Annotated in this window: 20 protein-coding genes and 1 pseudogene; 2 read left to right on the forward strand and 19 right to left on the reverse strand. The window is 68.7% G+C overall.

From position 1 onward, the window contains the following. Window positions 1-94: 94 nt before the first annotated feature. The 3 genes from QN350_RS13470 to QN350_RS13480 are packed head-to-tail and all read right to left on the reverse strand — an operon-like array spanning window position 95 to window position 3,797. Window positions 95-1,591, reverse strand: a complete 1,497-nt coding sequence (locus QN350_RS13470; RefSeq protein ID WP_322138314.1) for an alpha-amylase family glycosyl hydrolase — start codon at window positions 1,589-1,591, stop codon at window positions 95-97. Between the two features lie 42 nt (window positions 1,592-1,633). Then, a complete protein-coding gene (locus QN350_RS13475; RefSeq protein WP_322138313.1) occupies window positions 1,634-2,167 on the reverse strand; it encodes a DUF1003 domain-containing protein in 534 nt (177 codons plus the stop codon). A 25-nt stretch (window positions 2,168-2,192) separates the two neighbouring features. Continuing rightward, window positions 2,193-3,797: an APC family permease gene (locus tag QN350_RS13480; RefSeq protein ID WP_322138312.1), complete on the reverse strand. Its 1,605-nt coding sequence runs from the start codon at window positions 3,795-3,797 to the stop codon at window positions 2,193-2,195. 311 nt (window positions 3,798-4,108) lie between these two features. On the opposite strand from QN350_RS13480, the gene QN350_RS13485 reads away from it, so the two are divergent. Then, the gene (locus QN350_RS13485) at window positions 4,109-7,174 is read left to right on the forward strand and encodes a cell wall-binding repeat-containing protein (protein WP_323502718.1); all 3,066 of its coding nucleotides are present in this window, start codon (window positions 4,109-4,111) and stop codon (window positions 7,172-7,174) included. A 90-nt stretch (window positions 7,175-7,264) separates the two neighbouring features. On the opposite strand, the gene QN350_RS13490 is transcribed toward QN350_RS13485, so the two are convergent. The 16 genes and pseudogenes from QN350_RS13490 to QN350_RS13565 form a co-directional block, all read right to left on the reverse strand. Next, window positions 7,265-7,927: a TetR/AcrR family transcriptional regulator gene (locus QN350_RS13490; protein WP_322138309.1), complete on the reverse strand. Its 663-nt coding sequence runs from the start codon at window positions 7,925-7,927 to the stop codon at window positions 7,265-7,267. An 89-nt stretch (window positions 7,928-8,016) separates the two neighbouring features. Next, entirely contained in the window at window positions 8,017-8,907 is an 891-nt protein-coding gene (locus tag QN350_RS13495) for an EAL domain-containing protein (RefSeq protein WP_323516642.1), read from the reverse strand. Then, window positions 8,884-9,060: pseudogene (locus QN350_RS20020) on the reverse strand (hypothetical protein); the annotation flags it as partial. The gene QN350_RS13495 and the pseudogene QN350_RS20020, both read right to left, overlap by 24 nt. Window positions 9,061-9,120: 60 nt before the next feature. Next, the gene (locus QN350_RS13505; RefSeq protein ID WP_323516632.1) at window positions 9,121-9,807 is read right to left on the reverse strand and encodes a hypothetical protein; all 687 of its coding nucleotides are present in this window, start codon (window positions 9,805-9,807) and stop codon (window positions 9,121-9,123) included. Continuing rightward, the gene (locus QN350_RS13510; protein WP_322138307.1) at window positions 9,804-11,633 is read right to left on the reverse strand and encodes a hypothetical protein; all 1,830 of its coding nucleotides are present in this window, start codon (window positions 11,631-11,633) and stop codon (window positions 9,804-9,806) included. The genes QN350_RS13505 and QN350_RS13510 overlap by 4 nt, the downstream gene beginning before the upstream one ends. Further along, a complete protein-coding gene (locus tag QN350_RS13515; protein WP_322138306.1) occupies window positions 11,630-12,898 on the reverse strand; it encodes a hypothetical protein in 1,269 nt (422 codons plus the stop codon). Before QN350_RS13515 ends, QN350_RS13510 begins: the two co-directional genes overlap by 4 nt. Further along, window positions 12,895-16,431: a hypothetical protein gene (locus tag QN350_RS13520; protein WP_322138305.1), complete on the reverse strand. Its 3,537-nt coding sequence runs from the start codon at window positions 16,429-16,431 to the stop codon at window positions 12,895-12,897. Before QN350_RS13520 ends, QN350_RS13515 begins: the two co-directional genes overlap by 4 nt. Next, window positions 16,428-17,528, reverse strand: a complete 1,101-nt coding sequence (locus tag QN350_RS13525; RefSeq protein ID WP_322138304.1) for an endonuclease/exonuclease/phosphatase family protein — start codon at window positions 17,526-17,528, stop codon at window positions 16,428-16,430. Before QN350_RS13525 ends, QN350_RS13520 begins: the two co-directional genes overlap by 4 nt. After that, complete coding sequence (locus QN350_RS13530) at window positions 17,525-17,914, reverse strand: response regulator (protein ID WP_322138303.1); 390 nt, start codon at window positions 17,912-17,914, stop codon at window positions 17,525-17,527. Before QN350_RS13530 ends, QN350_RS13525 begins: the two co-directional genes overlap by 4 nt. Window positions 17,915-17,923: 9 nt before the next feature. Beyond that, window positions 17,924-18,292 (reverse strand): STAS domain-containing protein, encoded by a 369-nt coding sequence (locus QN350_RS13535; protein WP_322138302.1) that lies wholly within the window; start codon window positions 18,290-18,292, stop codon window positions 17,924-17,926. Next, a complete protein-coding gene (locus QN350_RS13540) occupies window positions 18,285-18,740 on the reverse strand; it encodes an ATP-binding protein (RefSeq protein ID WP_322138301.1) in 456 nt (151 codons plus the stop codon). The genes QN350_RS13535 and QN350_RS13540 overlap by 8 nt, the downstream gene beginning before the upstream one ends. Next, window positions 18,737-20,137, reverse strand: a complete 1,401-nt coding sequence (locus QN350_RS13545; RefSeq protein ID WP_323516634.1) for a PP2C family protein-serine/threonine phosphatase — start codon at window positions 20,135-20,137, stop codon at window positions 18,737-18,739. The genes QN350_RS13540 and QN350_RS13545 overlap by 4 nt, the downstream gene beginning before the upstream one ends. Further along, entirely contained in the window at window positions 20,134-20,466 is a 333-nt protein-coding gene (locus tag QN350_RS13550) for an STAS domain-containing protein (protein ID WP_281533368.1), read from the reverse strand. Before QN350_RS13550 ends, QN350_RS13545 begins: the two co-directional genes overlap by 4 nt. Before the next feature lie 9 nt (window positions 20,467-20,475). After that, a complete protein-coding gene (locus QN350_RS13555) occupies window positions 20,476-21,312 on the reverse strand; it encodes a dolichyl-phosphate beta-glucosyltransferase (RefSeq protein WP_281533367.1) in 837 nt (278 codons plus the stop codon). Next, window positions 21,309-22,520: an oligosaccharide flippase family protein gene (locus QN350_RS13560; protein ID WP_322140354.1), complete on the reverse strand. Its 1,212-nt coding sequence runs from the start codon at window positions 22,518-22,520 to the stop codon at window positions 21,309-21,311. Before QN350_RS13560 ends, QN350_RS13555 begins: the two co-directional genes overlap by 4 nt. Window positions 22,521-22,582: 62 nt before the next feature. Beyond that, window positions 22,583-23,635: a glycosyltransferase gene (locus QN350_RS13565; protein WP_322138299.1), complete on the reverse strand. Its 1,053-nt coding sequence runs from the start codon at window positions 23,633-23,635 to the stop codon at window positions 22,583-22,585. Window positions 23,636-24,089: 454 nt separating this feature from the next. Here QN350_RS13565 and QN350_RS13570 point away from each other — a divergent pair. Then, window positions 24,090-24,391, forward strand: a 302-nt coding sequence (locus tag QN350_RS13570; protein ID WP_323516636.1) for a hypothetical protein, incomplete at its 3' end; no start/stop codon positions are given.

Consider the following 24,391-nt stretch of genomic DNA (forward strand, 5'->3'; position numbering starts at 1 on the left):
GGCCCTTAAGACCGCGTTTTAAGGGCCAAAATCGTACTCTCGCGGGCAGCCGCGGGCGGCCGTGAGCGAGGCGCCCCGGCGGGGCAGGGCGGGGTCAGTGAGTGTCGGCGGTCCAGGCTGCGAGGGACTCGACCGTGTCGAGGACCTCGCTGCCGTCGGCGTCCGCGAGCTGGATGCGGAAACTCGTCGCGCCCAGCGCGGTGCACACCGTCAGGACCGCGCGGGCATCGCGGGCCGCATTGACCCAGCGCAGCTCGAGCACGTCCCTGCCGTATATCGACCAGGTGAACAGGCCGTCGAACGCGGGATGGGTGGAGCGGAGACGCACGAGGCCGAGCTGGGCGCGGGTCACCTCGCTCGCGAGCGCCTCCTCGACCTCCGCAGCCGGGTAGCGGTGCCGGTTCACGTCGCGGCCGCTGCCGGTCTCGGCGAAGAGCTCCCGGTCGTCGAGACCGCCGAGCAGGCCGACGTAGTAGGTCTGCGGGCGTCCGGGCAGGAAGTGCTGCACGGCACGCGCGACCAGGTAGGCGACGACGTCGCCGCCGAGAGTGCTGAAGAAGGTCGCGTTGATCTGGTGCGGGAGCGTCGCCCATTCCGGCACCACCGAGGCGACGGATGAGTGCCCGTGCGTGGCTTCTGCGGCCCGCGCGAACACCTCCGCCATTTCCGCCTCGCTCAGCAGCCCCGGCCGTCCTCCGGCCGGACCGGCATCGATCACGCCGATGCCGTCGTGGGTGTCCAGCACCGTGACCGCGTTGGCCGGTCGGATCTCGAACCAGTTCGCGAGGCGGTCGACCGTGCCGGTGCCCAGGGAGTGCAGCAGGAGGGGCGCGAGCGCGAAATCGTAGACCCAGTCGACGAGGGGCGCGATCGCGAGCTGCTGGGCGTAGTACCCGTGCACCTCGACGAGCACGGCGAGGTCTTCCGCGCGGGCGAGGTCCGTGACGACCTCGACGAAGGCGAGGGTCTCCGGGGTCATGAAGCTGTCGGTTCCCGGGGTCTTCACGGCATAGCCGACCGCGTCGAGCCGCACCGTCGTGACTCCGCCGTCGGCGAGCACGCGGAGCACCCGGCGCAGGTAGGCCAGGGCGACCGGATTGGCTACGTCGAGATCGACCTGGCTGGGCAGGAACGTCGTCCACACGAGGTGCCGGGAGCCGTCGGCCCCGCGGTACCCGGTGAAGGGCAGTCCCGGCCGGGGCCGGTAGAACGCCGTGAGTTCCGCCTCGCTCGCGCCGTGCGGGAAGACGGTGCCGTAGGTGAGGAACATGCCGTCCCAGGGCGACTCAGGGCCGCGGGCCAGCCAGTCGGTGAACTCCACAGACGATGCCGAAACGTGGTTGACCACGAGATCGGCGGTCAGCCCGCGGCTGCCGGCCAGGGCGCGGACCTCGGGCCAGGTGCCGAGGCGCGGATCGACCGCAGCGTGGTCGACCGGGTCGAAGCCGGCATCCGCCCCGTCGAACGGTACGTAGAACGGCAGCACGTGCACACTGCCGAAGGCGCGCAGGGGCCCGTCGAGGAGCGCAGCCAGCGCGGGGATCGTGCCGCCGATGCGGTCGGCGTAGACGAGGAGTTCAACGTCGGTCATAGGTCCATGCCTTCCCTGGAACCGCCACCCTACGCCGCGCGGTCAACTCGCGGGTGAACCGACGGGGGATGCGGTGACCGTGTCGCTCCCGGCCGTCGTCGGGGCGACCGGCCCTGTCGCGAGGACAGGGGCGACAGCGGCGACCCCGATGATGTGAGCGTGAATTTCCTTCGTGAGCTCATTAACGCGTCGGGTGAGCTCCGTGTTGGTCAACAGCTCCTGGTCGCTCATCTTGAAATCGTGGTCGGCCTTCGCCTGCTGGAACCCGGCTTGCCGGTTCTGGCCGATCATCACGAACGTCGAGAGGAAGATCGCCTCGAGCGACACCACCAGCGTCAGGGTCGGCCACGGGCTCGGCTCGAAGAAGAGCATCCAGCCGGCGAAGACGACGGCATGCAGGTACACGAACCGCATCGATCCGGCGAAGGCGGTGACGGCATCCGCGATGCGCAGCTGCACACTCGCCGCGCGCCGCTTCGCCTCGGCGAGCACGATCGGGTGGTGGTCGCCGCTCGTCAGGATGTGCTTGGGAAGGACGGACGACAGGTGCGGGGTAGCCGCGGTGCTGGTGCTCATGCCCCGAGGCTACCCGGCGCGACTGTTATTCCGGAACGACCAGTGCGGGGGTGTCCTGGCGCAGCGTTTCGCCGCGGAAGAAGCTCGGCCGGGCCAGGAAGGTGAGGCCCATCACGGCGAGTCCGAGCACGAGGAGACCGACGCCGATCACGAAGACCAGTCCGATCCCGAAGAGCTCAGAACCGCTGCCGAAGTCGGGGCTCCAGGCGCTCACGGCGGTCTGCACGAACACGATCGTCAGTATCAGGCCGCCGGCCGCCGGCACCACGAGCCGCAGGAAGAAGTTGCGCACGCTCGAGAACAAGCTCTGGCGGAAGTACCAGACGCAGGCGAAGGAGGTGAGTGCGTAGTAGAAGCAGATCATCAGCCCGAGCGACTGGATGGTGTCGTTGAGCACATTGACGCTGATGATCGTCATGGCGGCGTAGAACCCGGCGGCGATGGATCCGGCTGCGATCGTCGCGAAGCCGGGCGAGCCGAAGCGCTTGCTGACGCTCGCGAACTGTGGCGGGAGTGCGTGGTAGTGCGCCATCGAGAGCAGGGTGCGGGCCGGAGAGGCCATCGTCGACTGCAGCGAGGAGGCGGAACTGGCGAGCACGGCCATCGACATCAGGATGGCGACCGGGCCCATCACGGGTCCGGCGATCGCGGCGAAGATGTTGCCCTGGTTGTCCGGGTTGCTCAGGCCGATTCCGTCGGCGCCGACACCGGACACCATCATGGTGGCAACGATCAGCACGAGGTAGAGGCCGAGCACGACGAGGGCGGTCAGGGTGCCGGCCTTGCCCGCGGTCCCCTTCGTTCCCTTGGTCTCCTCGTTCACGGTGAGGCAGACGTCCCAGCCCCAGTAGACGAAGATCGCGAGAGAGATGCCGGCTGCCAGCTGGCTGAAACTGTCGACCCGGGTGGGGTCGAACCAGGTCCAGTCGAAGGCGAGCGCGGTCGTGGACGCACCGTTCGTCGCGTTGACGATGGCCGAGACGCTGAAGATGAGGAGGACGACGATCTGGAAGCCGACCATGCTGTACTGCACGAGCTTGGTGGCGTGCAGCCCGCGGTAGCTCACCCAGACGGCGAGGGCCACGAAGACGAGACAGGTTGCGATGTTGATGAAGGTATTGTCGGCGAGCGCGGCGAGATCCGGGTTGGCGAAGACCTCGCCGAGGAAGACGTAGAAGAAGCTGACGGCCACGCCGGCGAGGCTCGAGAGCACGATGATGTTGGCCGCGAGCATGCCCCAGCCGCTCATCCAGCCGACGAAGGGACCGAACGCCTTGGTGGTCCAGGTGAAGGAGGTACCGCTGTCCGGGGAGTCGGCATTGAGCTCCCGGTAGGCGAGGGCGACGAGGATCATCGGGATGAACGCCAGGATGAACACGGCCGGCAGCTGCTTGCCGACCTCGGCAACGGTCGCGCCGAGCGAGCTGGTGAGGCTGTACGCGGGGGCGACGGAGGAGATGCCGAGCACGACGACAGCGAGCAGGCCGAGCTGCCCGCCCTTGAGGCCCTTCTTCGTGATGCCGTGCTTGCTCCCCGCGGCGTCGTGCAGCGTTGAGCTGTGAACGAGGTGGACGTCGGTGAACGGCTGCGATGAGGTCGGCGCCGACCCTCGGGTGGACTGCTGGGTCATGTGTGGTCCCTTTCCTCGGGCCGGGCGCATCGACGCGCGAACGGCCCATTCGGGTACTGCGGTGTATCCGATGGACTAAATGAATTGAGTTCGTTTATTCTGGGGGTGAGTCAGGCGGATTGCAAGCACTTACCGCAGATTCATCGGCCGGAGATGACGCGTCACGTGTGGTTAACCGCACACTTGCGCGCTAATTCGCTGGTAAACCGCTTTTTTTGGGCACAGCCGTTGTTCGGGGGCACAACGCTCAGCACACTGGGCGCGGGTGCTGGGATTCCAGGATCAGTCACGATTCACGAGGAGCACCTCCCATGACCGGATTCTTGCTGGCCCCAGCACGCTCGCTCAAGCTGATCGCCATCCTCTCCGCCGTCGCCGTGGGCATCACCCTCGGCGCGACCCCGGCGCGGGCAGCGGTCACGGATCCGCCGACCGTCGTCAGCCTGACCTTCGACGACGGCAACGCCGACCAGCTCGCCGCGGTGGCCACCCTGAACCAGTTCGGGATGAAGGGAACCTTCTTCATCACGACCGGGTTCATCGACAACCCCGGCTGGCTGACCAGGGCAGACCTGACGAGCATCGCCGCGGCCGGTCACGAGATCGCCGGCCACACGGTCACCCACCCCGACCTCCTCACCCTCCCCGCGGACGAAGCCACCCGGCAGGTTTGCCAGGGCCGGGCGACCCTCGCCGACTGGGGCTTCGCGACCAGGAGCTTCGCCTACCCCTTCGCAACGGTGAATGCCGCGACCGAGGCGATCGTCCAGGCCTGCGGCTTCAACAGCGCCCGCGGCCTCGGCGACCTCAACACCCGGTTCGGCTGCACGGGCTGCGGATTCGCGGAAACCGTTCCGCCCGCCGACCCCTACCTGACCCGCGCGCCAGACGAGGTCGACACGACCTGGACCCTCGCAGACCTTGAGAACACGGTCACGAACGCCGAGACGGCGGGCGGGGGCTGGGTGCAGCTCACCTTCCACCACCTCTGCGCAGGAACCTGCGACGCGCTCTCCGTCGACCCGGCGGTCTTCGCCCAGTTCGCCGCCTGGCTCTCCACGCGTGCAGCCTCGAACAACACCACGGTCAAGACCGTCGGAGACGTGATCGGCGGCACCGTCAAGGCGGTCGTTCCCGTGACGACGACCTCGACCGCGGCCCCCGGTCCCGGCGTGAACGGCGTCGTCAACCCGAGCCTCGAGAGTGCCGGCACCAACGGCCTCCCGCAGTGCTGGGCCATCGGCGGTTTCGGCACGAACACAGCGGCCTTCAGTACGGTCGCCGCCGCACACACCGGCACCAAGGCGGAGCAGCTGGTCGTGAGCAACCTCGTCAGCGGCGACTCCAAACTCATCCTCACCCAGGACCTGGGCGCGTGCGCGCCCACGGTCACCCCCGGCCACACCTACGACCTCCGCGCCTGGTACACCTCGACGGTCACCACCCAGTTCGACGTCTACCTGCGCAACTCGATCGGCAGCTGGAGCTACTGGACGTCGAGCCCGTATTTCCCGGCCGGAACGTCCTACGCGCAGGCGCTCTACACGACGGCCGCCATCCCGGCCGGCACCACCGGACTGAGCTTCGGCCTCAACCTGATCCTCAACGGAACCCTCGTGACCGACGACTACGCCCTCTATGACACCGTCGGCGCCCCGGGAATCCTCGTGCCGGCCACCCCGACCGTCACGGGCTCCGCCTCCGTCGGCAGCACCCTGACCGCCGTCCCCGGCGACTGGTCACCGGCCACCACCGCCTTCGCCTACCAGTGGCTGCGTGACGGCGCAGACATCCCCGGCGCGACATCCGCCACCTATGCGCCCGTCGTTGCGGACCTCGGCACTGCGCTCTCGGTGCGAGTCACGGGAACAGCGACCGGCTACCTGCCGCCCTCTGCCGCGGTCACCTCTGCGGCGACAGCGGCCGTCGTCGCGGGCACGCTCGGCGTGGGTACTCCGGCGATCACCGGCACGGCCGCCGTCGGCGCGCTGCTCACCGCGAGCCCGGGAACCTGGACTCCCGCCGGGGTGAGCTTCGCCTACCAGTGGCTCGCGAACGGCACGCCCGTCGCGGGGGCTACCTCTGCCGGGTACACCCCGGTCGCCGCGGATGCCGGCGCGGCGCTCAGCGTGCGGGTCACCGGAACCGCGCCCGGCTACCAGCCCGCGTCAGCGGTCTCGGCGCCGACCGGCGCGGTAGCGACCGGCGGGATCGGAACGGCGACACCCGTGATTTCCGGGACAGCCACGGTCGGTGCGCTGCTGACCGCGAGCCCGGGAACCTGGACGCCCGCCGGGGTGAACTTCGCCTACCAGTGGCTCGCGAACGGCACGCCCATCGCCGGGGCCACGTCTGCCGGGTACACCCCGGTCGCCGCGGATGCCGGCAAGACCCTCACGGTCCGGGTCACCGGTTCGGCGCCCGGGTACCAATCGGCGTCCGCGGTCTCGGCACCCACAGCACCGGTCTCCTCCGCGACGGTCACCCGGATCGCCGGAACCGACCCGTATTCGACGGCGATAACCGTCTCCCAGGGCTTCGCGCCCGGAGTCTCCCGCGTCTACCTCGCCAGCGGCACGAGCTTCGCCGACGCCCTCAGCGCCGGCCCCGCCGCCGCGCACTTCGGCGGACCCGTGCTCCTGACCACGCTCACGGCGCTTCCGGCCGGGGTCAGGGCCGAACTGACCCGGCTGCACCCCGGCAAGATCGTCATCGTCGGCGGGACCGCCAGCGTCTCTGCGGCAGTCGCCGCCGAACTCGCGGGCATCGCCCCTGTCGTGCGGCTCGCCGGCGCCGACCGCTACGCCACCTCCCGCCTCGTGGCAGCGGATGCCTTCGGCAGCCTCGCGGCGACGGCCTACGTCGCTACCGGGGCCGACTTCCCCGGGGCACTCGCGGCAGCATCGGCCGCCGCCCGCGTGGGAGCACCGGTCGTGCTCGTGCCGACCGGCGGCCTCCTGCCCGACCTCGCGACGGCCGTGCTGCTCCGTGCGCTGCACACCAGGACCGTGAAGATCGCGGGCGGGACGGCCGACGTGACGAGCCTCACCGAGTTCTGGCTGAAGCTGCAACTCGGCGGCGCCTCGGTGACGCGGTACGCCGGCGCAGACCGCTACGCGACCAACGCGGCGCTCAACCTGAACGCCTTCACCTCCGCGACGACCGTGTACCTCGCGAGCGGAACGAGCTACCAGGACGCCCTGGTCGGCTCGGCGCTCGCCGGGGCGAAGTCGGCTCCGCTGTATCTCACGCCCGCGACGTGCGTGCCCAGGGCGACACTCGCCGAGATCACCCGCCTCGGCGCGACCCGGGTGGTTCTGATCGGGACGGCGACCGCCCTCACGGGCGACGTCGCTGCGCTCAAGCCGTGCCCGTGAGTCAGCCATGCTCCGGGCGCCGCACGACCCGCGGCGCCCGGCGCCCGGCGCCCGGCGCACCTCGCACGGCAGGACAAGCCGGGCGGATGCTCAGGGTCTGCGCAGGCGGCCGATCCGGTCGACGAGTGCCTCCAGCCCGAACTCGAACGCGACGTCCGCCCGCGCCCTGCCCTGGCTCTGCTCTCCCTGCCTCACTGCGGCGCTGAAGATCGGACTCGACTCGGCGAGCGCACCGGTCTCGAAGATGTCAGCAGGGGCCGTCACGTCGAAAGCGGAGCCGAAGATGAACGACTCGAGTGCGACGATCGAGGGCACTATCTGTGCCGAAGGCACCCGGGCGGAGGACAGTCCGGCGGCGACGGTCTCGTACATGCGCAGGGTTTGCGGGGCGCCGGTGACAGGGAGGACCGCCACGATTGAGATCAGCGGAACGTGCGTCGCGAAGATGTCCCGATAGGACCATGCCCAGCGCCGGAGGGCCGTGTCCCACGGCTCTGCACCGAAGCCGGCCACATCGACCATCGTCATAACGTGGTCCTGCAACCACTGCAACACGACGTGCTTCGACGCCGCGTGGTTGTAGAGCGCGGAGGGAGCGACCCCGAGGCTCCTGGCCAGGCCGGACATCGTGAAGCTCTCGTAGCCGGTCGCCCCGATCAGTCGGAGGGCCGCAGCGGTGATGCGCGGTTTCGTCAGAACCGTCTCAAGCGGCCTTCCGGCCCTGCGGTGACCGGCGTCGTCTGCGTCGCTCATCGGGCTCTTCTCTCGGTGGGCAGTCTCGGTGGATGGCGTCGTTACAGTACATCACCCTGTTGATATATCACCCTGTCGACGACACGGGGTCAGATCGCGCTGTCGAGGAGGACCTGGACGAGTTCGCCGTAGCGGATCGGCCGGGAGTAGAGGAAGCCCTGGGCGTAATGGCAGCCGCGTTCGACCAGCCACTGTGCCTGCACCGGTGTTTCCACCCCCTCGGCGACGATTTCGAGCGACAGCGCCGTTGCGAGGCCGATCGCGAGGTCGATGACGGGCGCCTCCGCCGCGAGGGAGTCGATCGCGGACACGAATTGGCGGTCGATCTTGACGATATCCACGCGGGTTCGCGTCAGGCGTTCGATGCTGGAGAACCCGGTGCCGAAGTCGTCCATGGAAATGAGGGCCCCGGCGTCGCGCAAGTGCGCGATGTTCACGGCGACCTCCTCCGACCCCGATCCGAAGTCCGACTCCGTCCCTTCGATGCCGAGCAGCGACACGCTCAGGCCCGCCGCCGCGCACACGTCGATGACCCGCCCGGCATAGCCCTCCATGGAGAGCTCCCGGGCAGACGCATTGACAGCGACCGTGACCGGCGAACGGTCGGCAGGCAATGAGCGGTTCCACTCGGCCGCTGCGGTGATCGCCTGGCCGAGCACCCAGCCGCCGAGAATCGTGATCGATCCGCTGGCCTCGCACAGCGGGATGAATTCGACGGGAGAGATCGCGCCCCTGGCCGGGTGGTTCCAGCGGGCGAGGGCCTCAACCCCCACGATGGCCCCCGTGCGCATGTCGACGCAGGGCTGGTACTCCACGTATATTTCGCCGTTGTCGATGCCGTGACGAACGGCGACAGGCGACGCATAATAGCCGCCGTGGACGGTGATCCGCCCGAGGCCGCCGCGCTTGGCCTCGTAGAGGGCGGCGCCGGCCCGGCCGAACAGTTCAGAGGCCGACTCATCCCCCTCGTGCTGTGCGATGCCGGCGGAGAATCCGCGGACGGTGAGTCGCGCGTGCCTGAGCAGGCCCCGGACCTCCTCCGTGGTGCTCCCCGAGATCAGGACAGCGAAGGCGTCTCCCTCGATCCGGCCGAAGACGGCGTCGACGGGGAGGAAGGATGCGAGATCGGTCGCGAATTCGCCGAGGGCGTCGTCTCCGGCATCCGTTCCGAAGCGCTGGTTGACGAGGGCGAACTAGTCGATGTCGAGGCGTGCGAGGGTGAGGGGTACGCCTGATCGCGCATCCGCTCGGGCGTCCTGCACTGTGGTCGCGGTCGCACGCTCGAAGCCGGCGAAATTGAGGATGCCGGTGAGCCAGTCCGTTTCGAAGGCGGTCGCACTGCGCACGAACCAGGTGAGGACGGAGGTGGTGACAATGGCCAGGAGGCCGGTCAACTCGACATTGGTCGAATCCGCGCCCGGCTGCAACGCGGTTGCCGCGATACCGAGGGGAACCACGACGAGGGGATACCAGAGCATCGTACGGGACCGGATGACCGCGAAGGCCAGCAGGATCGTGACACCGAGACCGCCGGAGAACGTGGACGCGATGGGAGTCCCGGTGGTCGCCACGACGCTCGCGACGGCCAGGGCGATGAAGCAGCACAGGGAGACGTGACGCAGCGGGATCGTGATGCGCCTCCGGAAGACGAGGATGACGAATCCGCCGACGAGGAGGGTGGAGGCGACACTCCGAAGGGTCGCGAGACCGACAGGGCCCAGGCCGGAGACATCGCTCACGGTGTACACCGCCATGGTCGTTCCCGCGAGCAGGGCGATTCCCCCGAGTAAGAGGGCAACGGACCGGGAGGTGTCGAACAGGTCGGGGCGGAAGCCGAGATTGCGTCCACGGCGTGGGCGGTGGGGGCGCGTGGCAATCATTGTGGGGTGCTTCCTGGGCGGTCGTGCTGCCCTGCGGTGGGGGAGTGTGCGGAATCCACTGCCGGCAGCGCGCGCTTGCGCCGACGGCGACGGGCCAACAGCAGCGCCCCGGCGCCGGCGAGCAGGACCGCGAACACGAGGATCCAGAATTTCGACGTGGCGTAGTCGAGCAGGCCCGGCACCGGAATCGTGGTGAGCTGGGCGCCGGACTCGAAGAGGGCGGCGGCGGGCTTGGCAGAGCCGTCTGCGCGGAGCAGCCCGCCGGCATCCGTCTTCGTGTCGGCAAAGGTCGCCACGCTGAGGTGGGACAGTCCGGCGCGCTCCGCGCCCAGGAGCACCCGGGCGACGTCGGAAGCCTGTCGTGCCTCGGTCTTCGGCAGGGGCCCCCAGCCGCCCTCGGTGCTGAGCCCGGTCACCGTCAGCAGCATGGCCCGGTCGGGGAGCGCGGTGCGCACAGCCTCGATCGCTGCGGCCGGGTCACCGCCTCCGGTCAGGTGCAGGGACACGGCGTCGACCAGGCCCGCCATCGACGGATCGGACGCGGCCGTGCTCGTCGCCCAGGAGATGGTCTGCGGCGTGCCCGGGTCGAGCTCCCTCAGGGTGGCGCCGGTGTGCAGGAGGAACGCGCGGATCTCGGCGGGGCTCGGAGACCCGGTCGAGCGCTGTTCCGGTCGGTCGGCGAGGTCCCACAGGGCGAGGGCCGGTTGGCCGCGCACCGCGGTCGCGATGGCGGTGAGGTGGGCGTCGGCAGCGAGCCAGTTCGCGGGAGTGAGGTCGGGGAAGCCGTCGAAGAGGACGAGCTCGACCCGCAGTCCGTGCCGGTCGGCCTGCTCGAGCAGCGTGATCAGTCCGGTGATGGCGTCATCGGTGGGTTTCGCGCCTCCCAGCTGGGTGTACGGGAGCGGAACCCGGATGGTGTCGAAACCGAGAGCCCGCAGGCGGGCGAAGTCGGCCCCCAGAGTGGCCGGGGCGAGCACGGTCGGCGCGGGAACGGGAGTGACAGCGGGCGCAGCGGTGGGGGTCGCACCGGGAGTCGGGGTCGGTGTCGCGGTCGCCTTGGCGACAACCGGTACAACGGGCGCCCAGCCGGCCGGGCGGTATTCGGTGGCCAGGCTCTCCGGGATGGTGAGGGGAGTCGTCGTCGGGGCGCCGGTGATCACGGTCGCCCCAGCGGCATCCGTCGTCAGTGTGACAGTGTCGCTCCCCGCGGAGCGCCGAAGCTGGTGGATGCGCCAGAACCCGTCCTCGAGCACCATCACGACGTCGTAGCTCTCGTGGCCGAGAAGCACCGTCTCATTCAACCCGGTGCCGACCGTGCGTGCGATGTTCGCACCCCCGTCATGGAAGGCGACGGTGGCGCCGTCGAGCGCGTAGAACTCGAGTTCGAGGGAGTGACGGAGGTCCCAGGTGGCGCTCGGGCCGGTGCGCGGCAGCTCGAGCACGGCCCGCCTGGCCGAACCGCTGAAGGTGTCGTTGACGGCAGGTCGCTCGCCCGTGGACTGGAAGTGCCCGATCGCAGCCCAGGCCCGGATATAGCTGGCTGCGATCATCATGCGCGTCGCCGGCTCGAGGACGCGTTCGCGCTGCCACGCGTCTGGCAGCCACGTGACGAGCTGGCTTGCGTTGACCGGCACCGTCGCGACTTCGTGGAGTCCGGATGAGACCGTGGCCCCCGTCGAACTCTGCAGCGTGATTTGCCCGCTCAGCACGAGGAGCCCCATGGTCGCGGCGATGAGGCCGAGGCCGAGTAGTGCTGCGATCAGCCGCTTGATGCGGCTGCGCCTCAGGTTTCCGGGCGCGCGGAACGGGAGTCCGGACCTCGTCATCGGAGCGTCTCCACGCCCTCTGCGCCGAGCACCGAAACTCTGACCGTGACCGGACCGGCGAGCGGTCTGGTCGCAACGACAATGTCGAGCACGCCGTTCACGAGCCCGGCGCTCGTGGCGCCCGCCTCGCCGTCGCGGTCGGCCACGGAGACACGTGCCGTCGTTCCATCCGGCACGAATGTGCCGCCGAATCGGTTGACCGGGCCGATACTCACGAAGACGCCGGCGTCGACCAGGCGTGCGCTCACCGTGACCGTGCCGACGGTGGCCGCGAACGGCAACGTGAGGGCGCTCGCCGAGTGCACGCCGCGACAGAATCCGGTGATCTGGAACGCGCCCGGCGTCGCCGGCGCCTGCATCGAGAGCTGGGCGACGCCCGAGATCGTCGCCGCGGTCGTGCGCCCCGCGCCTTCAGGGCCCGTCCATTCCACTGTGACCTGGGTGCCGTCCGGCTCGACATTGCCGTAGCGATCCCGCAGCACGGATGTCCAGATCGGCACGAGCGTCTGGCCGTCGGCCCCCGCGTTGGCGGCGAGCACGGACTCGACGGGTTCGAGGGAAAAGGGCAGCGGTGGCCCGGCGACTTCGTCGAGGCTGACGCTCGGCCCGGTCACGGGACCGGAAGCGACCCAGACCAGGCCTCGACCGGCGAGGGTGCCCGAAAAGAGTTCCTGGAAGGCGAGCAGGTGCGAAACGACCGCTCCGCTCGAACTCCGCACTCCGACGGGGTTCTCACGGGAGACCAGCACCGGCGAACCCTCCGCGATGGAATTGCCCCAGGCGTCGACCGGGATCGTGACGACCATGGACATGTCTGCGGCGTCGGCCACGATGGAGCGGGCGCCGACGACGGCCTGTATCGGGCCGACCGCGGCTCCGGGGGTGAGCTCTGTGGTGCCGCGCCCGACCGCGCCCGCGGAACTCGCCACGAGGGTGACGGACCCTGCACTGCGGGTCAGGGCGACCGGAAGCCGGAATTCCGCCGTGTCGTCGATGCTCACGGCGGTGAGCACGAGCTGGCCGAGCGAACCGATCGCGACGAGCTGCACAATGGCGCCGTCGGCGGCCCCTGCCACGGTCACCGGAAGCTCCGTGCCCGCAGGCGCGGTCGGCGCGACCTGCAGCACGAGGGCGGCCGCGGCATTCTGTGCTGCCCGCGCTGCCGCACGGAAGCCGGCGCCGGAATCGGTGGCGAACCCGACCGCAAGGCCGAGGGCGAGCGTGAGGATCAGGCCGGCTGTGCGGCGTGTGCCCGGCCGCGTCATGGCTGGCTCGCTCTGGCGTAGGTCGTCGCCGTGAGAGACAGCCCGGAAAAGCCCGTGTCGGCGGGCAGGGCGATCGAGGCGGCGAGGGCGGATGCCGGTGGAGAGTGGGCGGGACCGGCATAGCCGGTCGACGGTACCCCGGAGGCCGCGATCGGGGTGCTTGACGCGAGCGGAATGCGGAAATCGCTGACCGATTGCGGGGCGATGCTGTGCTCGAGATAGGCGTGATCGACCCAGGACAGGCTACCGTCCGCTGCCGTATACGACACCAGGAGGTGCGGAACGGAGGCTTCGACGGTGCTGTCATTGCGCAGCTCGCCGACGACAGCGTAGCCGTCGGCGGCCGAGCCGGTGAGCCGCAGGTGCTGCACCTGCAGGCCGCGTGCGCTCGCCCGCGGAGTCACTACGCCGCGCGCGTAGACGGCCACCGACGCGACGGTCGCACCGGCGGCGAGCACAAAGGGGGTGATCGTCTGCGGGTCGAACTCGACAGGGCCGTGAATGTTGGACGACGTGGCCGGAGCGGCGACGGTGACACTTGTCGCAGAAGGGGCCGTCACCTCCGTCGTGTTCTTGAGGCCGCCGTCGGCTTCGAGACCGTAGTCTCCGGTGCCGGCGATGCTCTGGAACTCGATGCGGAAGGGACTCGTCGCTCCGGGCAGCAGTTTGTGGACGAGCACCTGGGCCGCATCCCAGCTGGCGAGCAGCGCGCCGTCCGGATCGCGCAACTGCGCCTCGACGGTGACGTCTGCGGGGTCGACGTCGGTGTTCGTCACCTCGCCGATCACAACCCAGCGACCGTTCACGAGCAGGGAACTGACGTTGCCGAGGGTCAGCTCGGGTCGGTCGAGCACATCCATGGTGGAGGTCCCGTCCGAGCTGAGTGCGCGACGACCCTGCGAAAGGAAGCCGACGGCGGGTCGGCTGGTGAACTGGTCGGGCGGAGATGTCGCGTCTGCGGCGGGCAGGTCGATGAACCAGCCGGTCGGTTCCTGGATCAGGGCCACCGGCGTGGTCACCTGATAGGACTGCAGGGAGGTGAGGTAGTCGAGGGTTGCGGTCATCACCTGTCTGCCCGGCGTGCTCGATGCGGGCACTGCGGTGACGGATGCCAGCTTGGCGAAGGAGGCGACGAGGCCTCCGTCCCTTCCGAGTTCCTGCTGGTACACCGTGTAGTCCGGCCGGGTCGAGGGGTCGAGCAGGGCGTATGCCGCGGCGAAGCGGCGGAAATCGAGGTGACCGTAGTAGTCCTCGACCACTTCGGCGGCCGTGGGCGTGCTCGGCTTCGCCACCGCCAGGGCGCCGCCGGCAGTGACCATGACCAGTAGAAGGGTCACGGCGGCCGCCTGCCAGCGGCGGCGGCGCTTCCGTACCCGTGCGCGTGCCCGCGTGCGGAGGCGCGGGAGCGCCGCGCCCCAGGGCAGCCAGCCGCCGGCGGGTGGGGCGGGCTCCTCGGTGTGCGGGATGCGGTCGCTCGCCCTGGCGAGGGCGGCGTCGACGGCCCCGACGGCGCGGGTCACCGGGCTCGTGAGCTTCTTCAGTGCGGAGCGCACGAGGCGGGCGACCGCTCGGGGCGGGCGTGACAGCATTCGTCGGAGCCTGGCCGGCACGACACGGCGCACGACGGCGCCTGCGCCGGGCACCCGCGTCGGTGCTCCGATGAGGGACCACACCATGAGCACGAGGGCCAGGGTGATCGAAGCAGGCGGGACCAGTCCCCACCACAGGCGCTCCCAGAGCGGTGCCTGGTGCGAAACCTCGCTCGTCGGCAGCGGGGCCACGTCGGAGCGTTCCCAGATTTCTATGCCGTTCTCGAGGGGACCCAGGTCGGTCCACCCGCTGGCGTCGAGCAGCGGGGCGTAGAAGGCGTCGTTGCTGAAAACGTACTTGAGGGAGTACCGGCCGGGAACGGCGAGGAACTGTTGCAGGCTCCCGATCCCGGGCACACCGGAGTACTTCGCTCCCTCGAGGCGCTCGATCGGCCGGGACGTCAGCTCGGGCAGCTGCCGGGCGGAGTGATAGTCGCCGTCGACGGTTCCGGCCGTCATATTGGCGCCGAGCCAGGCCATCTGGTCGCCGAATCCCAGCGTGAGGTATCGCCACTGGGAGTGCTGGTCCTTGTTCATGAAGGTCGTGATCGGGGTGACGTCGATCGGGGCCGGCTGGAATGCCCGGTACTGCGTGAGGTTCGCCGCGTAGAGGGTCGTGGTGAGGTGTGCGGCCAGCAGCAGGCCAGGAAGGACCACCGAGAGGGTAGGCCCGACATGCGCGAGCAGCCACGCTCGGATCGAACCGTTCGTGACGCTCGACACGAACTGCCCGACGAGCGGCAGGATGGAGATGGTCGCCCAGAACGTGAAGCGGTCGAGCGTGAGGATGTCGTACGCGCCGCCCAGGAGGATCTTAGGGAACGGTGTGGTGCCGCCGGTGCCGAGGAACGCGAGCACTCCGAGTGAGAGGGTGAGCGGCCACGCCTTGCCCGCCATGCCGCGAATCAATGCGTATGGCAGCACGAGCAGCGTCGTGCCCCACGGGATCAGCCAGAAGACCAGGCCGGCGTTGACGTTGACCAGGAAACTGTCGCGGCTGGCGTGCGGGATGGAGACCTGGGTGATCGGGTCGCTCTTGGAGTACAGCCAGTACGGCAGGACGACGCAGAGCAGGGCCGTGACCACCAGCGCACCGAGGATCCCGGTCCGCACCAGGGAGGGCATCACCCGGCGAATCCGGCGCGCGATCAACGGCCAGAGCAGCCGGAAACTGAATCGGGGCGGGTGTCCGTCCTTCTCACCGGCGAGCGGGGTGCGCACGGCGAACACGAGTGCCCCGAGAAGTACTGGCCCGAGGAAGAAGAGCGATCCGAACAGGGTCGTCACATGGTGGCAGGCCGTGGTTGCCATGATGCAGCCGACCCCGGCGAGCAGGGCCTTCCGGTTGCCGGTGCGCACCCAGGTGTTCGCGAAGGGCAGCCCGTTGAGCAGGAACCCGAGCGAGAGCGTGGTGGGAAGCTGGCCGAAGACGTGCACGGTTTCAGCAATGGACGACGCCAGCACGAGGGCGATGGCCGCCCAGCCGGCCGAGGTGCGGTTGACCCAGATACCGCTCCAGCGATAGACCCCGATGGTGAGGTTGAGGAGGGCGAAGACCTGCACGACCACGAAGCCGGGGCGCAACCCGATGATCTTGCTCAGGGCCGCGATCATGAAGTGGCCGCCCGGCGGGTAGCTCAGGGTGGAAAACCCGGTGTACCAGCGCGTGTCCCAGCTCGAGAACCAGTCTCTGGCGTAGTGGTCGGCGAAGAAGATATGCACGTAGGCGTCGTAGGTGCGCTGGTAGCTTCCGGCAAGCAGCAAAGAGCCGTGGAACACGAGCACAAGGATGAGCGCGATGAAGAGCAGGCGGTGGCGGCGCACGAAGCCTTTGCGCGAGCGCCCGTCCGGCGCTTCTTCCGGCCGGTGCACCCTCGCCTTCTCCGCTGCCGGTACGGGGGCTGCCGGTGCGGGGGCCGGGGCCGGCTCCGTCACCAGGGTCATGGCGTCGGAGTCTTCCGCGGCGAGGGAGCCTGCGACGAGGGACCCTGAGCCGACGGATTCTGGGACGACGGGAGGGCGAGGTCGACGACGAGGCGGCGGTGGTCGCTCCCCGCGCTCATCTGGTCGGTCACGGCGACGACCGTGACCTGCTGGCTGACGAGCACATGGTCGATACGCATCAGCGGCGGAACGACGCCATCCCAGCGTGGCCAGGTCGCCCCGAAACCGCTGCCGGACTCCACAAAAGCATCCCGCAGCCCGGTGGCGACGAGCCGCCGCAGCGGTGCATGGTCGAGGGTCGCGTTGAAATCGCCCGCGAGGATGAGGGTGCCGGGGTCACTTTCCGCGATCCGGGCCAGCTCGGCGTACTGTCCCCGCCAGAGCACGGTGTTCTCCGCAGTGACGGGCGCCACCGCGTGCACATCGATGATCCGTACGAGGCCCGCGGGGGTACGGATGTGCGCCTCGAGCATCGGGGACCCGGCTACGTCGATCGGGCCGCCGTCTTCGATCGGCAAACGGGAGAAGATCGCCGAGCCGTGGTATCCGGGCAGGGCGTCGAGCACTCGTTCCGGGTAGGCCGCCCAGAGCGGCGAGGCGGTGAGCGTGGCGAGGTGTTCGGGGGTGACCTCTTCGAGCACGATCACGTCGGCATCCGTCGCGACGAGCTCTCCGGCGAGCGTGGCGAGCTCGGTGTTGTCGAGGAGGACGTTTGCGCTCACGATCCGGAGCGGAATAGCGCCGACGGGCGCCGTTCGCGGGCCGTTCCAGCCGATGGCCGGTACGAGGAGGGTGGCCTGCACGACGGCCAGGGCGAGCGCGACAACAGAGAGGGTGAGTGGCCATCGGAGACGGGCCGGGCCGCCGGTAGCTCTTTTGGCCCTCCGGGCGCGACGCGCGAGCACGATTCCCGTGCCCGCGAGCAGAGGGTACGCCGGGAGGAGCAGCCAGACCGCGACGCCTTGCACCCCGATCAGCAACGGTTCGGTTTCACTGGCGAGCGCCCGGGTCAGGGCGATCGCGGTCATGCCGCCTGCCGCCAGCCAGCCGAGGCCGCACGCAGTCCGGGTCAGGGCACGCGTGACGCCGCGACTCACCGGTCCCTTTGGCGCGGCAGGATCGTGGCGAGGCACTCGGAGAGCGAACGGGAGCTGATCGGCTTGATCAGGTGCCCATCGATAACGCTCGCGAGGTCGAGTCCGACGGAGGAGTGCTCCACGATTCCGGTCACGAGCACGAAGAGCGGGCGCGTCGGCGTTGGTGGCAGCGAGTTCAGCAGGTCGACACCGGTACCGCCCGGCATGGAGAAGTCGGAGAAGATCGCCGTGAAGGTGCCCGACCGTGCGATCGCGATCGCCGGGGCGACATCGTCTGCCTCGGTGACGTCCCAGCCCGCCCTGCGCAACATGTGGGAGAGCACGAGGCGGGACACTGTTTCATCGTCGACGACAAGGGCGCTGTGTGAAAGGGGCGTGCTGTTCATGGTGCGGCCTCAAATGTCTTGCTGCTGCGGCAGCATCCGGAAGATCTGGTCGAACTGGGTCAGCCGGAATACCCGCATCGCATGGTCGGAGTCCGGGCGCACGAGCACGACGTCACCGGCGCGGGACCGGCAGGTGCGCCGCTGCCAGACCAGCACGGCGAGGCCGGCGCTGTCCACGAAATCGACGGCAGCGAGGTCGAACACGACCTGGGGACATCCGGCGACGTCCGACTCGTCGAGCCTGGCGCGCAGGTCGGGCGCTGCAACGGCGTCGAGCCGACCGACGAGCGTCACGACGGCGAGTCCGCTGGCCGGCGTCGCGACGCCGACGGTGAGGTCACTGCGAGGGGACGCGCGGAAGGTGTCTGGATTATTCATGGCTGCTGCTCATTTCCGAGTGGTCGGCCTGCGGGGTGCGGTTGACACGGAGGGTCCAGCGGTTGCCCGTGTCCAACCGGTGGTAGCCGAGGTCGTTGACGAGTTTGCGGACGAGCATCAGGCCGTAGCCGCGTTCCTGGGGGACCCCGGCGACCGGGATCCGGACCCCGGTCGGGTCGAACGGCCGCCCGGGATCGGTCACACGGATCTCGACGACGGAATCGGTGATTTCGGCGCTGAACCGGATCTCCGCGGTAACCGGCAATCCGGCGTGATCGATGATGTTCATCGCGACCTCGTGCACAGCAAGTTCCAGACGTGGGGCGATCGCGCCGGCCTCGTGGTCGGGGAGATCGTCGAGCACGTCGTGCAGCCACGGACCGATTTTGCGGACCATCGCGGTGGTGCCCTCGATGACAAGGTCGACCGGAGCGGATGACGCGGTCATGAGACACCCTCCACGGCCCGGAGGATGACAAGGGTGCGGTCATCGGAGGGCGGGGTTCCATCTGCGTGCTTTTTCACGGCATCCAGAATATGGTGTCCGAGCCGTTCGGCGGACTCCTGCGGGAGTTCCACGCAGAGTTCGGCCAGACGGTCGTAGCCGAGCATGACGCCGTGGGCATTCTCCTGTTCGGCGAGTCCGTCGGAACCGAGTACCAGGGCGTCGTTCGGCCGCAGGTCGAAGCGCACCGTCCGACCTCGCGGCTCGGGTAACACACCGAGCGGTGGCATCGACGCCGGAATGAGCGTGGTGATGCCGCCCAGCACGAGCATCACCGGGGAATGGCCGGCATTGCATACGTGGAGGGCGCCCGTGCTGGGCCGGTATGCGCCCAGGGCGACGGTGATGAACAGGCCGACGTCTTCGAGATAGTCGTAGAGTTCAATACCCATCGCGCGCATCGCCCCCGCGGGATCGTCGGCGTCGTGGGTGAGGAAGGCCACCCGGGCGGCGCTGACGGCCCGTGTCATCACCATTGCCGCGGGAAGGCCCTTTCCGGCGACATCGCCCACGGTGAACCACAGCACATCCCCGACGACCGCGAAGGCGAAGAAGTCCCCGCCGGCAAGGCTCGCCGGTTCCGTGTGGGCGAACACCTCGACTCCCGCCAGGGTCGGCGCCGGCTGGGAGAAGACTGCCTGCGCGAGGCTTGATGCGACCTGGTGCTCGCGCTCGAAAGTGGCGCGCTTGATCTCGAGGAGATGCAGCCGGGTGAGCGTGAACCGCATGTCGGCGGCGGCAACAGCCGCCTTGACCAGGCGCAGGTCGCCTGTGGTGTACACCGGTCCGTTCGTTCTGACGAAGGCGAGCGCGCGGATGCCGCCGCTCTGGTCGTTCAGGGGAGCGATCACAGCCTTCGCCTGTCCGACGAGTCTCGGCTCCAGATCGTCCGTACTCGTGGTCGCCTCGCGGATGACCTCCGTGAGCTCGTCCGAGTCCGAGGGCGGACCTCCCGTGGTGTGCACCAGGCGATCATCGACCATCACGACGAGGTCAGACGCTGTCAGCAACCTGGCCTGGTCGAGCAGGTCGTGAAGCGCCTCGGACATGCCGAGGGTGCTCAGGTTCACCTGGGTGAGAGCCCGAAGGGCAATCAGGTGATCCTGACTTGTGATCAGGGCTTCCGTGACATCGTCCTGGGCGGAGTAGATCCCGTGGATCGCATGGCGAATGGCGTTGGCGGCGTCGATGGCCTGGGGAGCTGCGTTCCCGGAGACAGTCCAGTCGGAACCGGGTGGCCGGTGGATTTCGCTGACCCCGGCCGTCACCAGCAAGCGTTCGAGAGCGGCGTCGGCGAGGTCGCTCTCGATCAGGTGGGTTTCGGGGGAAGCCGGCGTCATGATGTGGGCGTGGTCGTGTCCGTCCGGGACTCCAGGGTGAACACCTGCTGGAGTTCGGTCAGTTCGAGAATGATGCGGACCGGGTCTGAGACGTTCACGAGAATGACTTCGCCGCCGACGGCCTTGGCCGCTTTCTGCGAGCGCAACAACTCGGCGAGGGCGCTCGAGTCGACGAACACGACGTTCGAGAGGTCGAGTCGCAGGGTTGCGTTCGCCGGGCCGATCAGGAGGTCGACGACATTGCGGAAGTCGCCGGTCTCGTGGGCGTCGAAACGACCGGCAAGGCTGACGGTCGTGTGGCCGATTCCGGATTCGGTGCGTATTCTCATCGTGGTTTCCTATTTGATCGATGCGACGGATGCGGGGGAAGAGGCGCGCGAGACGGGCGAATGGCCGGTGACGGTATACCCGCCGCGCAGGTCGTGGACCTTGATCTTGACGAGGTCTGCAACGAACTGCAGGCTCACCTTGGCGGCGTCGACCGTGGAGCCGGGAGCGTCGATCCATTCGACGGGGACTTCGGCCGTGCTCAGCCCGAGGCGTCCAGCGAGGTAGATCACTTCCAGATCGAAGGAGAAGCCGTCGACGACCTGGAGGTTGAACAGAGCCCGGGCCGCCGGAGCGGTGAAGAGCTTGAAGCCGCACTGCGTGTCGGCGATCTCGATGCCGAACCCGACCGAGACCATCACGTGCAGGCCCTTGCTCAGGACCTTGCGCAGGGCACTCTTGCCGCTCACTGCGGCTCCTGCGGCCGCCCGGGAGCCGACGACGACGTCGTAGCCGGCATCGATCTTCTCCATCAGGTTGTCGAATTGCTCGATCGGCGTCGACTGGTCCGCGTCCGCGAACAGGATGAACTCGCCGCGGGCCGCAAGCATTCCCCGGCGGACTGCGTCACCCTTGCCTGTGTTCTTGGCGGCGACGAGCACGGTCATGTTCGGAAAGCGCAGGTCCTGGAGGAGGGAGACTGTCGTGTCCGTTGAGCCGTCATCGGCGATGATCAGTTCCCAGGGCTCGCCGCGGGAACACATGTGGGTGGCGATCGCGCCGACGGTCGGCAGGATCCGCCACTCCTCGTTGTATGCCGGGATGACGACGGAGACGCGTGGCGGCACCGTCGACTTCTCGGTGACCCACTTGCGGTATGCCTGGTAGGTACCGGTTTCCGCGCTCATCTGGGCAGCCCTTCTTCGGTGGAAATATAGGTGGAAGATCTGGCGAGAAGGTGCCGGGCGACCATCACGCCGAGCAGGAGCGCCATCGCCACGAATTGCACGATGATCAGTTGCGCGGTCGACTCGTGCCAGACGAGCAGCAACATGAGCTGCAGGAGAGAAGCGCCGAGCAACAGCCACGACTGGGTGTTGCGTCCCTGGGACAGCTCATGGCTGGCCACGAGGTTCGCGATGGCGAAGAGGGTCGTCATTCCCGCGTATGCGGCGAGGGGCGCAGAAAGGTCGCCATAGGCCGGGCCGAGGATGAAGCCCAGCACGGGGCCGCCCAGCAGCAGCGCGCCGAACGTGCACGCCGCACCGATGCCGGCGACGGCCGCGATGCCGCCGGTCAGCAGGGACCCGGTGTCACCGCCGCTCGCGTGTCGCCGCGCCACGACAGGGAACACGACGGTCGCGACCGACCAGGCCAGGAAGAACACGGCCCGGCCGACGAGGGCTATCGCGGCATAAATTCCCGCGGCATCGGGGGAAAAGAACGCCTTGGCGACCAGGACGTCGCTGTTGTTGGCGATGATCTGACCGAGCAGGAGCACCGACACCAGGACCGCGTAGCCGCGCACCGTGACCAGGTCGGGTGCGGCTCCGGTCCGTCCTGGTCCGGTCCTGGCAAGCATCTTCACGGCGAGCCAGGTGGCGACGAACGACGCCGACAGGCCGATGGTCGCACCGTTGACGCCGAAGCCGAGAGCGACGAGGGCCACGCCACAGCCGAGACGCACAACCATCTCCACCACGAAGGACGTGGCGAGGCCGGGGAAGCGCAGCCGGCCCTGCATGACACCCCGGCCGACGGACTGCACGAGGTAGAACGGCATCCCGGCGCCGAGGATGACGAATGGCCAGAATGAGGCGGTGTGGAATACCTGCGACCAGAGCGCACTGCCTCCCGCGAGGACCAACCCGGTCACGATCCCGGCACCGAGCGCATAGCCGCGCAGGGTTCGTGCGAGCCGGTCGGAACGGGCCGGCTCGCCGGATTCATCATAGATTCCGACGAAGCGGGCCGCCACGAGCTGCAGGCACAGCGCGATCGAGGTGATGGTGAGCATGAGCGTCACCATCAGGTTGGCATCCGAGAACTCTGCGGGGGTCAGCACCCGGCCGAGGAACAGGTTGAGCACGTAGTTCCCGGCGTTGGCCACGATCATGGCCACTGCAAGAGCCGTTCCGCCACCCACCAGGGAGGGGCGCGCGGAGGAAGATTCCGCCGTCACCGCCTGGCCCGCCTGTCGATCAGGCGCTGGATGTGGATCAGGTGCCAGTGCACGACCTCGGACATCGGGATGCCCGAAGCGGCCGCGAAGTTGCGACGGCCGAGCGACACGCGCTGTTCGGGGTGGTCGAGCACCTCAGCGAGAGCGTCGGCGAGACTGGTCGCGTCACCCGGTTCGAAGTAGATTCCGAGGAAGCCCTCTTCTTCGATGATGTCGACCAGGTCGCCGATGCGGGGCAGCACGGCGGCGCGGCCATACTCGCCGGCCTGGTGCAGCACACCCGAACTCCCGGTCGTGGACGTGTAGGGGAAGGCGACGACGGTCGCGGAGGAGAACAGCGGCGCCACCTCCTCCTCGGCGACATAGCCCGTGAAGACGAGGTCAGGCAGGTCGGAGAAGCGTTCAGCGACCGACTGCATGTAGCCGGCGGAATTCGGGCTGTCCGTGCCCGCGAGCACGAGTTCGAGGTCTCCGTACCCGCGCTCAAGGAGCGCCTGGTATGCCTCGACGAGCACGTCGACGGTCTTGTATGTGCCCCATTTGCCGAACGCGAGGATGCGCCGGCGTCCGGCCGGTACGCCGAAAGACGGGAGCGCGACTTCCTCGAAGCTTCCGTGCGGTGCGAGGAGGGCGTTCGTCGCGCCGTAGCTCTCCTGCAGGTATTCGACGTAGCGCGGGATGGTCAGCGCCACCAGGTCCGCGCGAAGCAGGGCGCGGGTGAGGATGCGTCCCGCGAATTTCATCAGGCGCGCCGTCGTCGCGGAGCCCGCGAAGCCGGCATCCTGCATGTCGACGTTGTCAGCGAGGTTGTGCAGTACGACGACGGTCGGCACCCGGGAGAATCGCAGCAGGGCGGGGATCAGGAGTCCGAGTGCCCCGGGGATGCGCTTGTCCCCGAACGTGGCGAACTGGAGGTTGAACAGTACGGCGTCCGGGCGCGTGCGCCGGATCGTCCGGGTGAGTCGCACGATGTTCGCCACGCTGTTGAAAGTCCAGCTCGGGTACACCGTCACGCCGTCGAGCGGGGCCGGAGTGCCGGCATCCGTCACGTCGGCGTACAGCAGAACCTCGCCGACCTCGGCCTGCCGGGCGGTGTTTGACCAGGTGGAAGCCGAACTCGTTCAGGCTGTTACGGCCGGGGGGAAAGGCCGTGACGACACCGACCCGCAATGCCCCGCTCATCGGGGCGGAACCAGACCCGCCAGCGTCAGTGCGTATGGGTTCATGCGTACCCCCTGTGGATCGTGAAAACCGCAACGGCGCTCGCCGACGGCCGTTTTGCATTCAATTGCCTGCCCTACGAACTCGGAACCGAGCACATCTCGAGGTGAAACCGGGCAGTGCACCACGTGACTTGCTCCTGTGTTCGCGCGGTGTCTTCGGGGGTACCGTGCAGACACAGTATGACGTATCCTCAGGGAGAATTGTATGCAAATCTGGTCGATCCGGAATGTGCACATCCCTACCCGTTTCCTCGTTCGACCAAGAAGAGAGGCCCCAGACGTGGGACCTGACCGCCCCGACCTCGACCAGACGCCCTCGTCGCCGCACCGCGCGATCGTGATGCCTCGTCCCGTGTTCGTAGCCTTCGTCGTGGTGAGTCTGGGGGTCGCCGCGTACGCCTGGGCCACGGTGACCAGCGCCGCGGCCGAACGTCCGGTCTGGGTCGACTACGCGTACTACCTCGGGCTCGAATTCGCGGTGGCGGGGCTGGTGTTCACCCGGGCGGTCCTGGTGAAGGCCGAACGACTCGCCTGGGCGTTGCTCGGCGCGGCGATGCTGTGCATCGCCGCGGCAGACACGGC

It is taken from the genome of Cryobacterium sp. 10I5, assembly GCF_035019865.1.
GTDB classification, from domain to species: Bacteria; Actinomycetota; Actinomycetes; order Actinomycetales; family Microbacteriaceae; genus Cryobacterium; species Cryobacterium breve_A.

What these genes read in the sequence shown, in the direction of transcription:
- QN350_RS13535 (WP_322138302.1), bottom strand. Translation starts at nt 18,292, where the DNA reads ATGAATAATCCAGACACCTTCCGCGCGTCCCCTCGCAGTGACCTCACC.
- QN350_RS13480 (WP_322138312.1), bottom strand. Translation starts at nt 3,797, where the DNA reads ATGACCCAGCAGTCCACCCGAGGGTCGGCGCCGACCTCATCGCAGCCG.
- QN350_RS13520 (WP_322138305.1), bottom strand. Translation starts at nt 16,431, where the DNA reads ATGACCCTGGTGACGGAGCCGGCCCCGGCCCCCGCACCGGCAGCCCCC.
- QN350_RS13485 (WP_323502718.1), top strand. Translation starts at nt 4,109, where the DNA reads ATGACCGGATTCTTGCTGGCCCCAGCACGCTCGCTCAAGCTGATCGCC.
- QN350_RS13550 (WP_281533368.1), bottom strand. Translation starts at nt 20,466, where the DNA reads ATGAGAATACGCACCGAATCCGGAATCGGCCACACGACCGTCAGCCTT.
- QN350_RS13510 (WP_322138307.1), bottom strand. Translation starts at nt 11,633, where the DNA reads ATGACGAGGTCCGGACTCCCGTTCCGCGCGCCCGGAAACCTGAGGCGC.
- QN350_RS13515 (WP_322138306.1), bottom strand. Translation starts at nt 12,898, where the DNA reads ATGACGCGGCCGGGCACACGCCGCACAGCCGGCCTGATCCTCACGCTC.
- QN350_RS13555 (WP_281533367.1), bottom strand. Translation starts at nt 21,312, where the DNA reads ATGAGCGCGGAAACCGGTACCTACCAGGCATACCGCAAGTGGGTCACC.
- QN350_RS13560 (WP_322140354.1), bottom strand. Translation starts at nt 22,520, where the DNA reads ATGATCGTGGCCAACGCCGGGAACTACGTGCTCAACCTGTTCCTCGGC.
- QN350_RS13475 (WP_322138313.1), bottom strand. Translation starts at nt 2,167, where the DNA reads ATGAGCACCAGCACCGCGGCTACCCCGCACCTGTCGTCCGTCCTTCCC.
- QN350_RS13540 (WP_322138301.1), bottom strand. Translation starts at nt 18,740, where the DNA reads ATGACCGCGTCATCCGCTCCGGTCGACCTTGTCATCGAGGGCACCACC.
- QN350_RS13490 (WP_322138309.1), bottom strand. Translation starts at nt 7,927, where the DNA reads ATGAGCGACGCAGACGACGCCGGTCACCGCAGGGCCGGAAGGCCGCTT.
- QN350_RS13505 (WP_323516632.1), bottom strand. Translation starts at nt 9,807, where the DNA reads ATGATTGCCACGCGCCCCCACCGCCCACGCCGTGGACGCAATCTCGGC.
- QN350_RS13470 (WP_322138314.1), bottom strand. Translation starts at nt 1,591, where the DNA reads ATGACCGACGTTGAACTCCTCGTCTACGCCGACCGCATCGGCGGCACG.
- QN350_RS13545 (WP_323516634.1), bottom strand. Translation starts at nt 20,137, where the DNA reads ATGACGCCGGCTTCCCCCGAAACCCACCTGATCGAGAGCGACCTCGCC.
- QN350_RS13530 (WP_322138303.1), bottom strand. Translation starts at nt 17,914, where the DNA reads ATGAACAGCACGCCCCTTTCACACAGCGCCCTTGTCGTCGACGATGAA.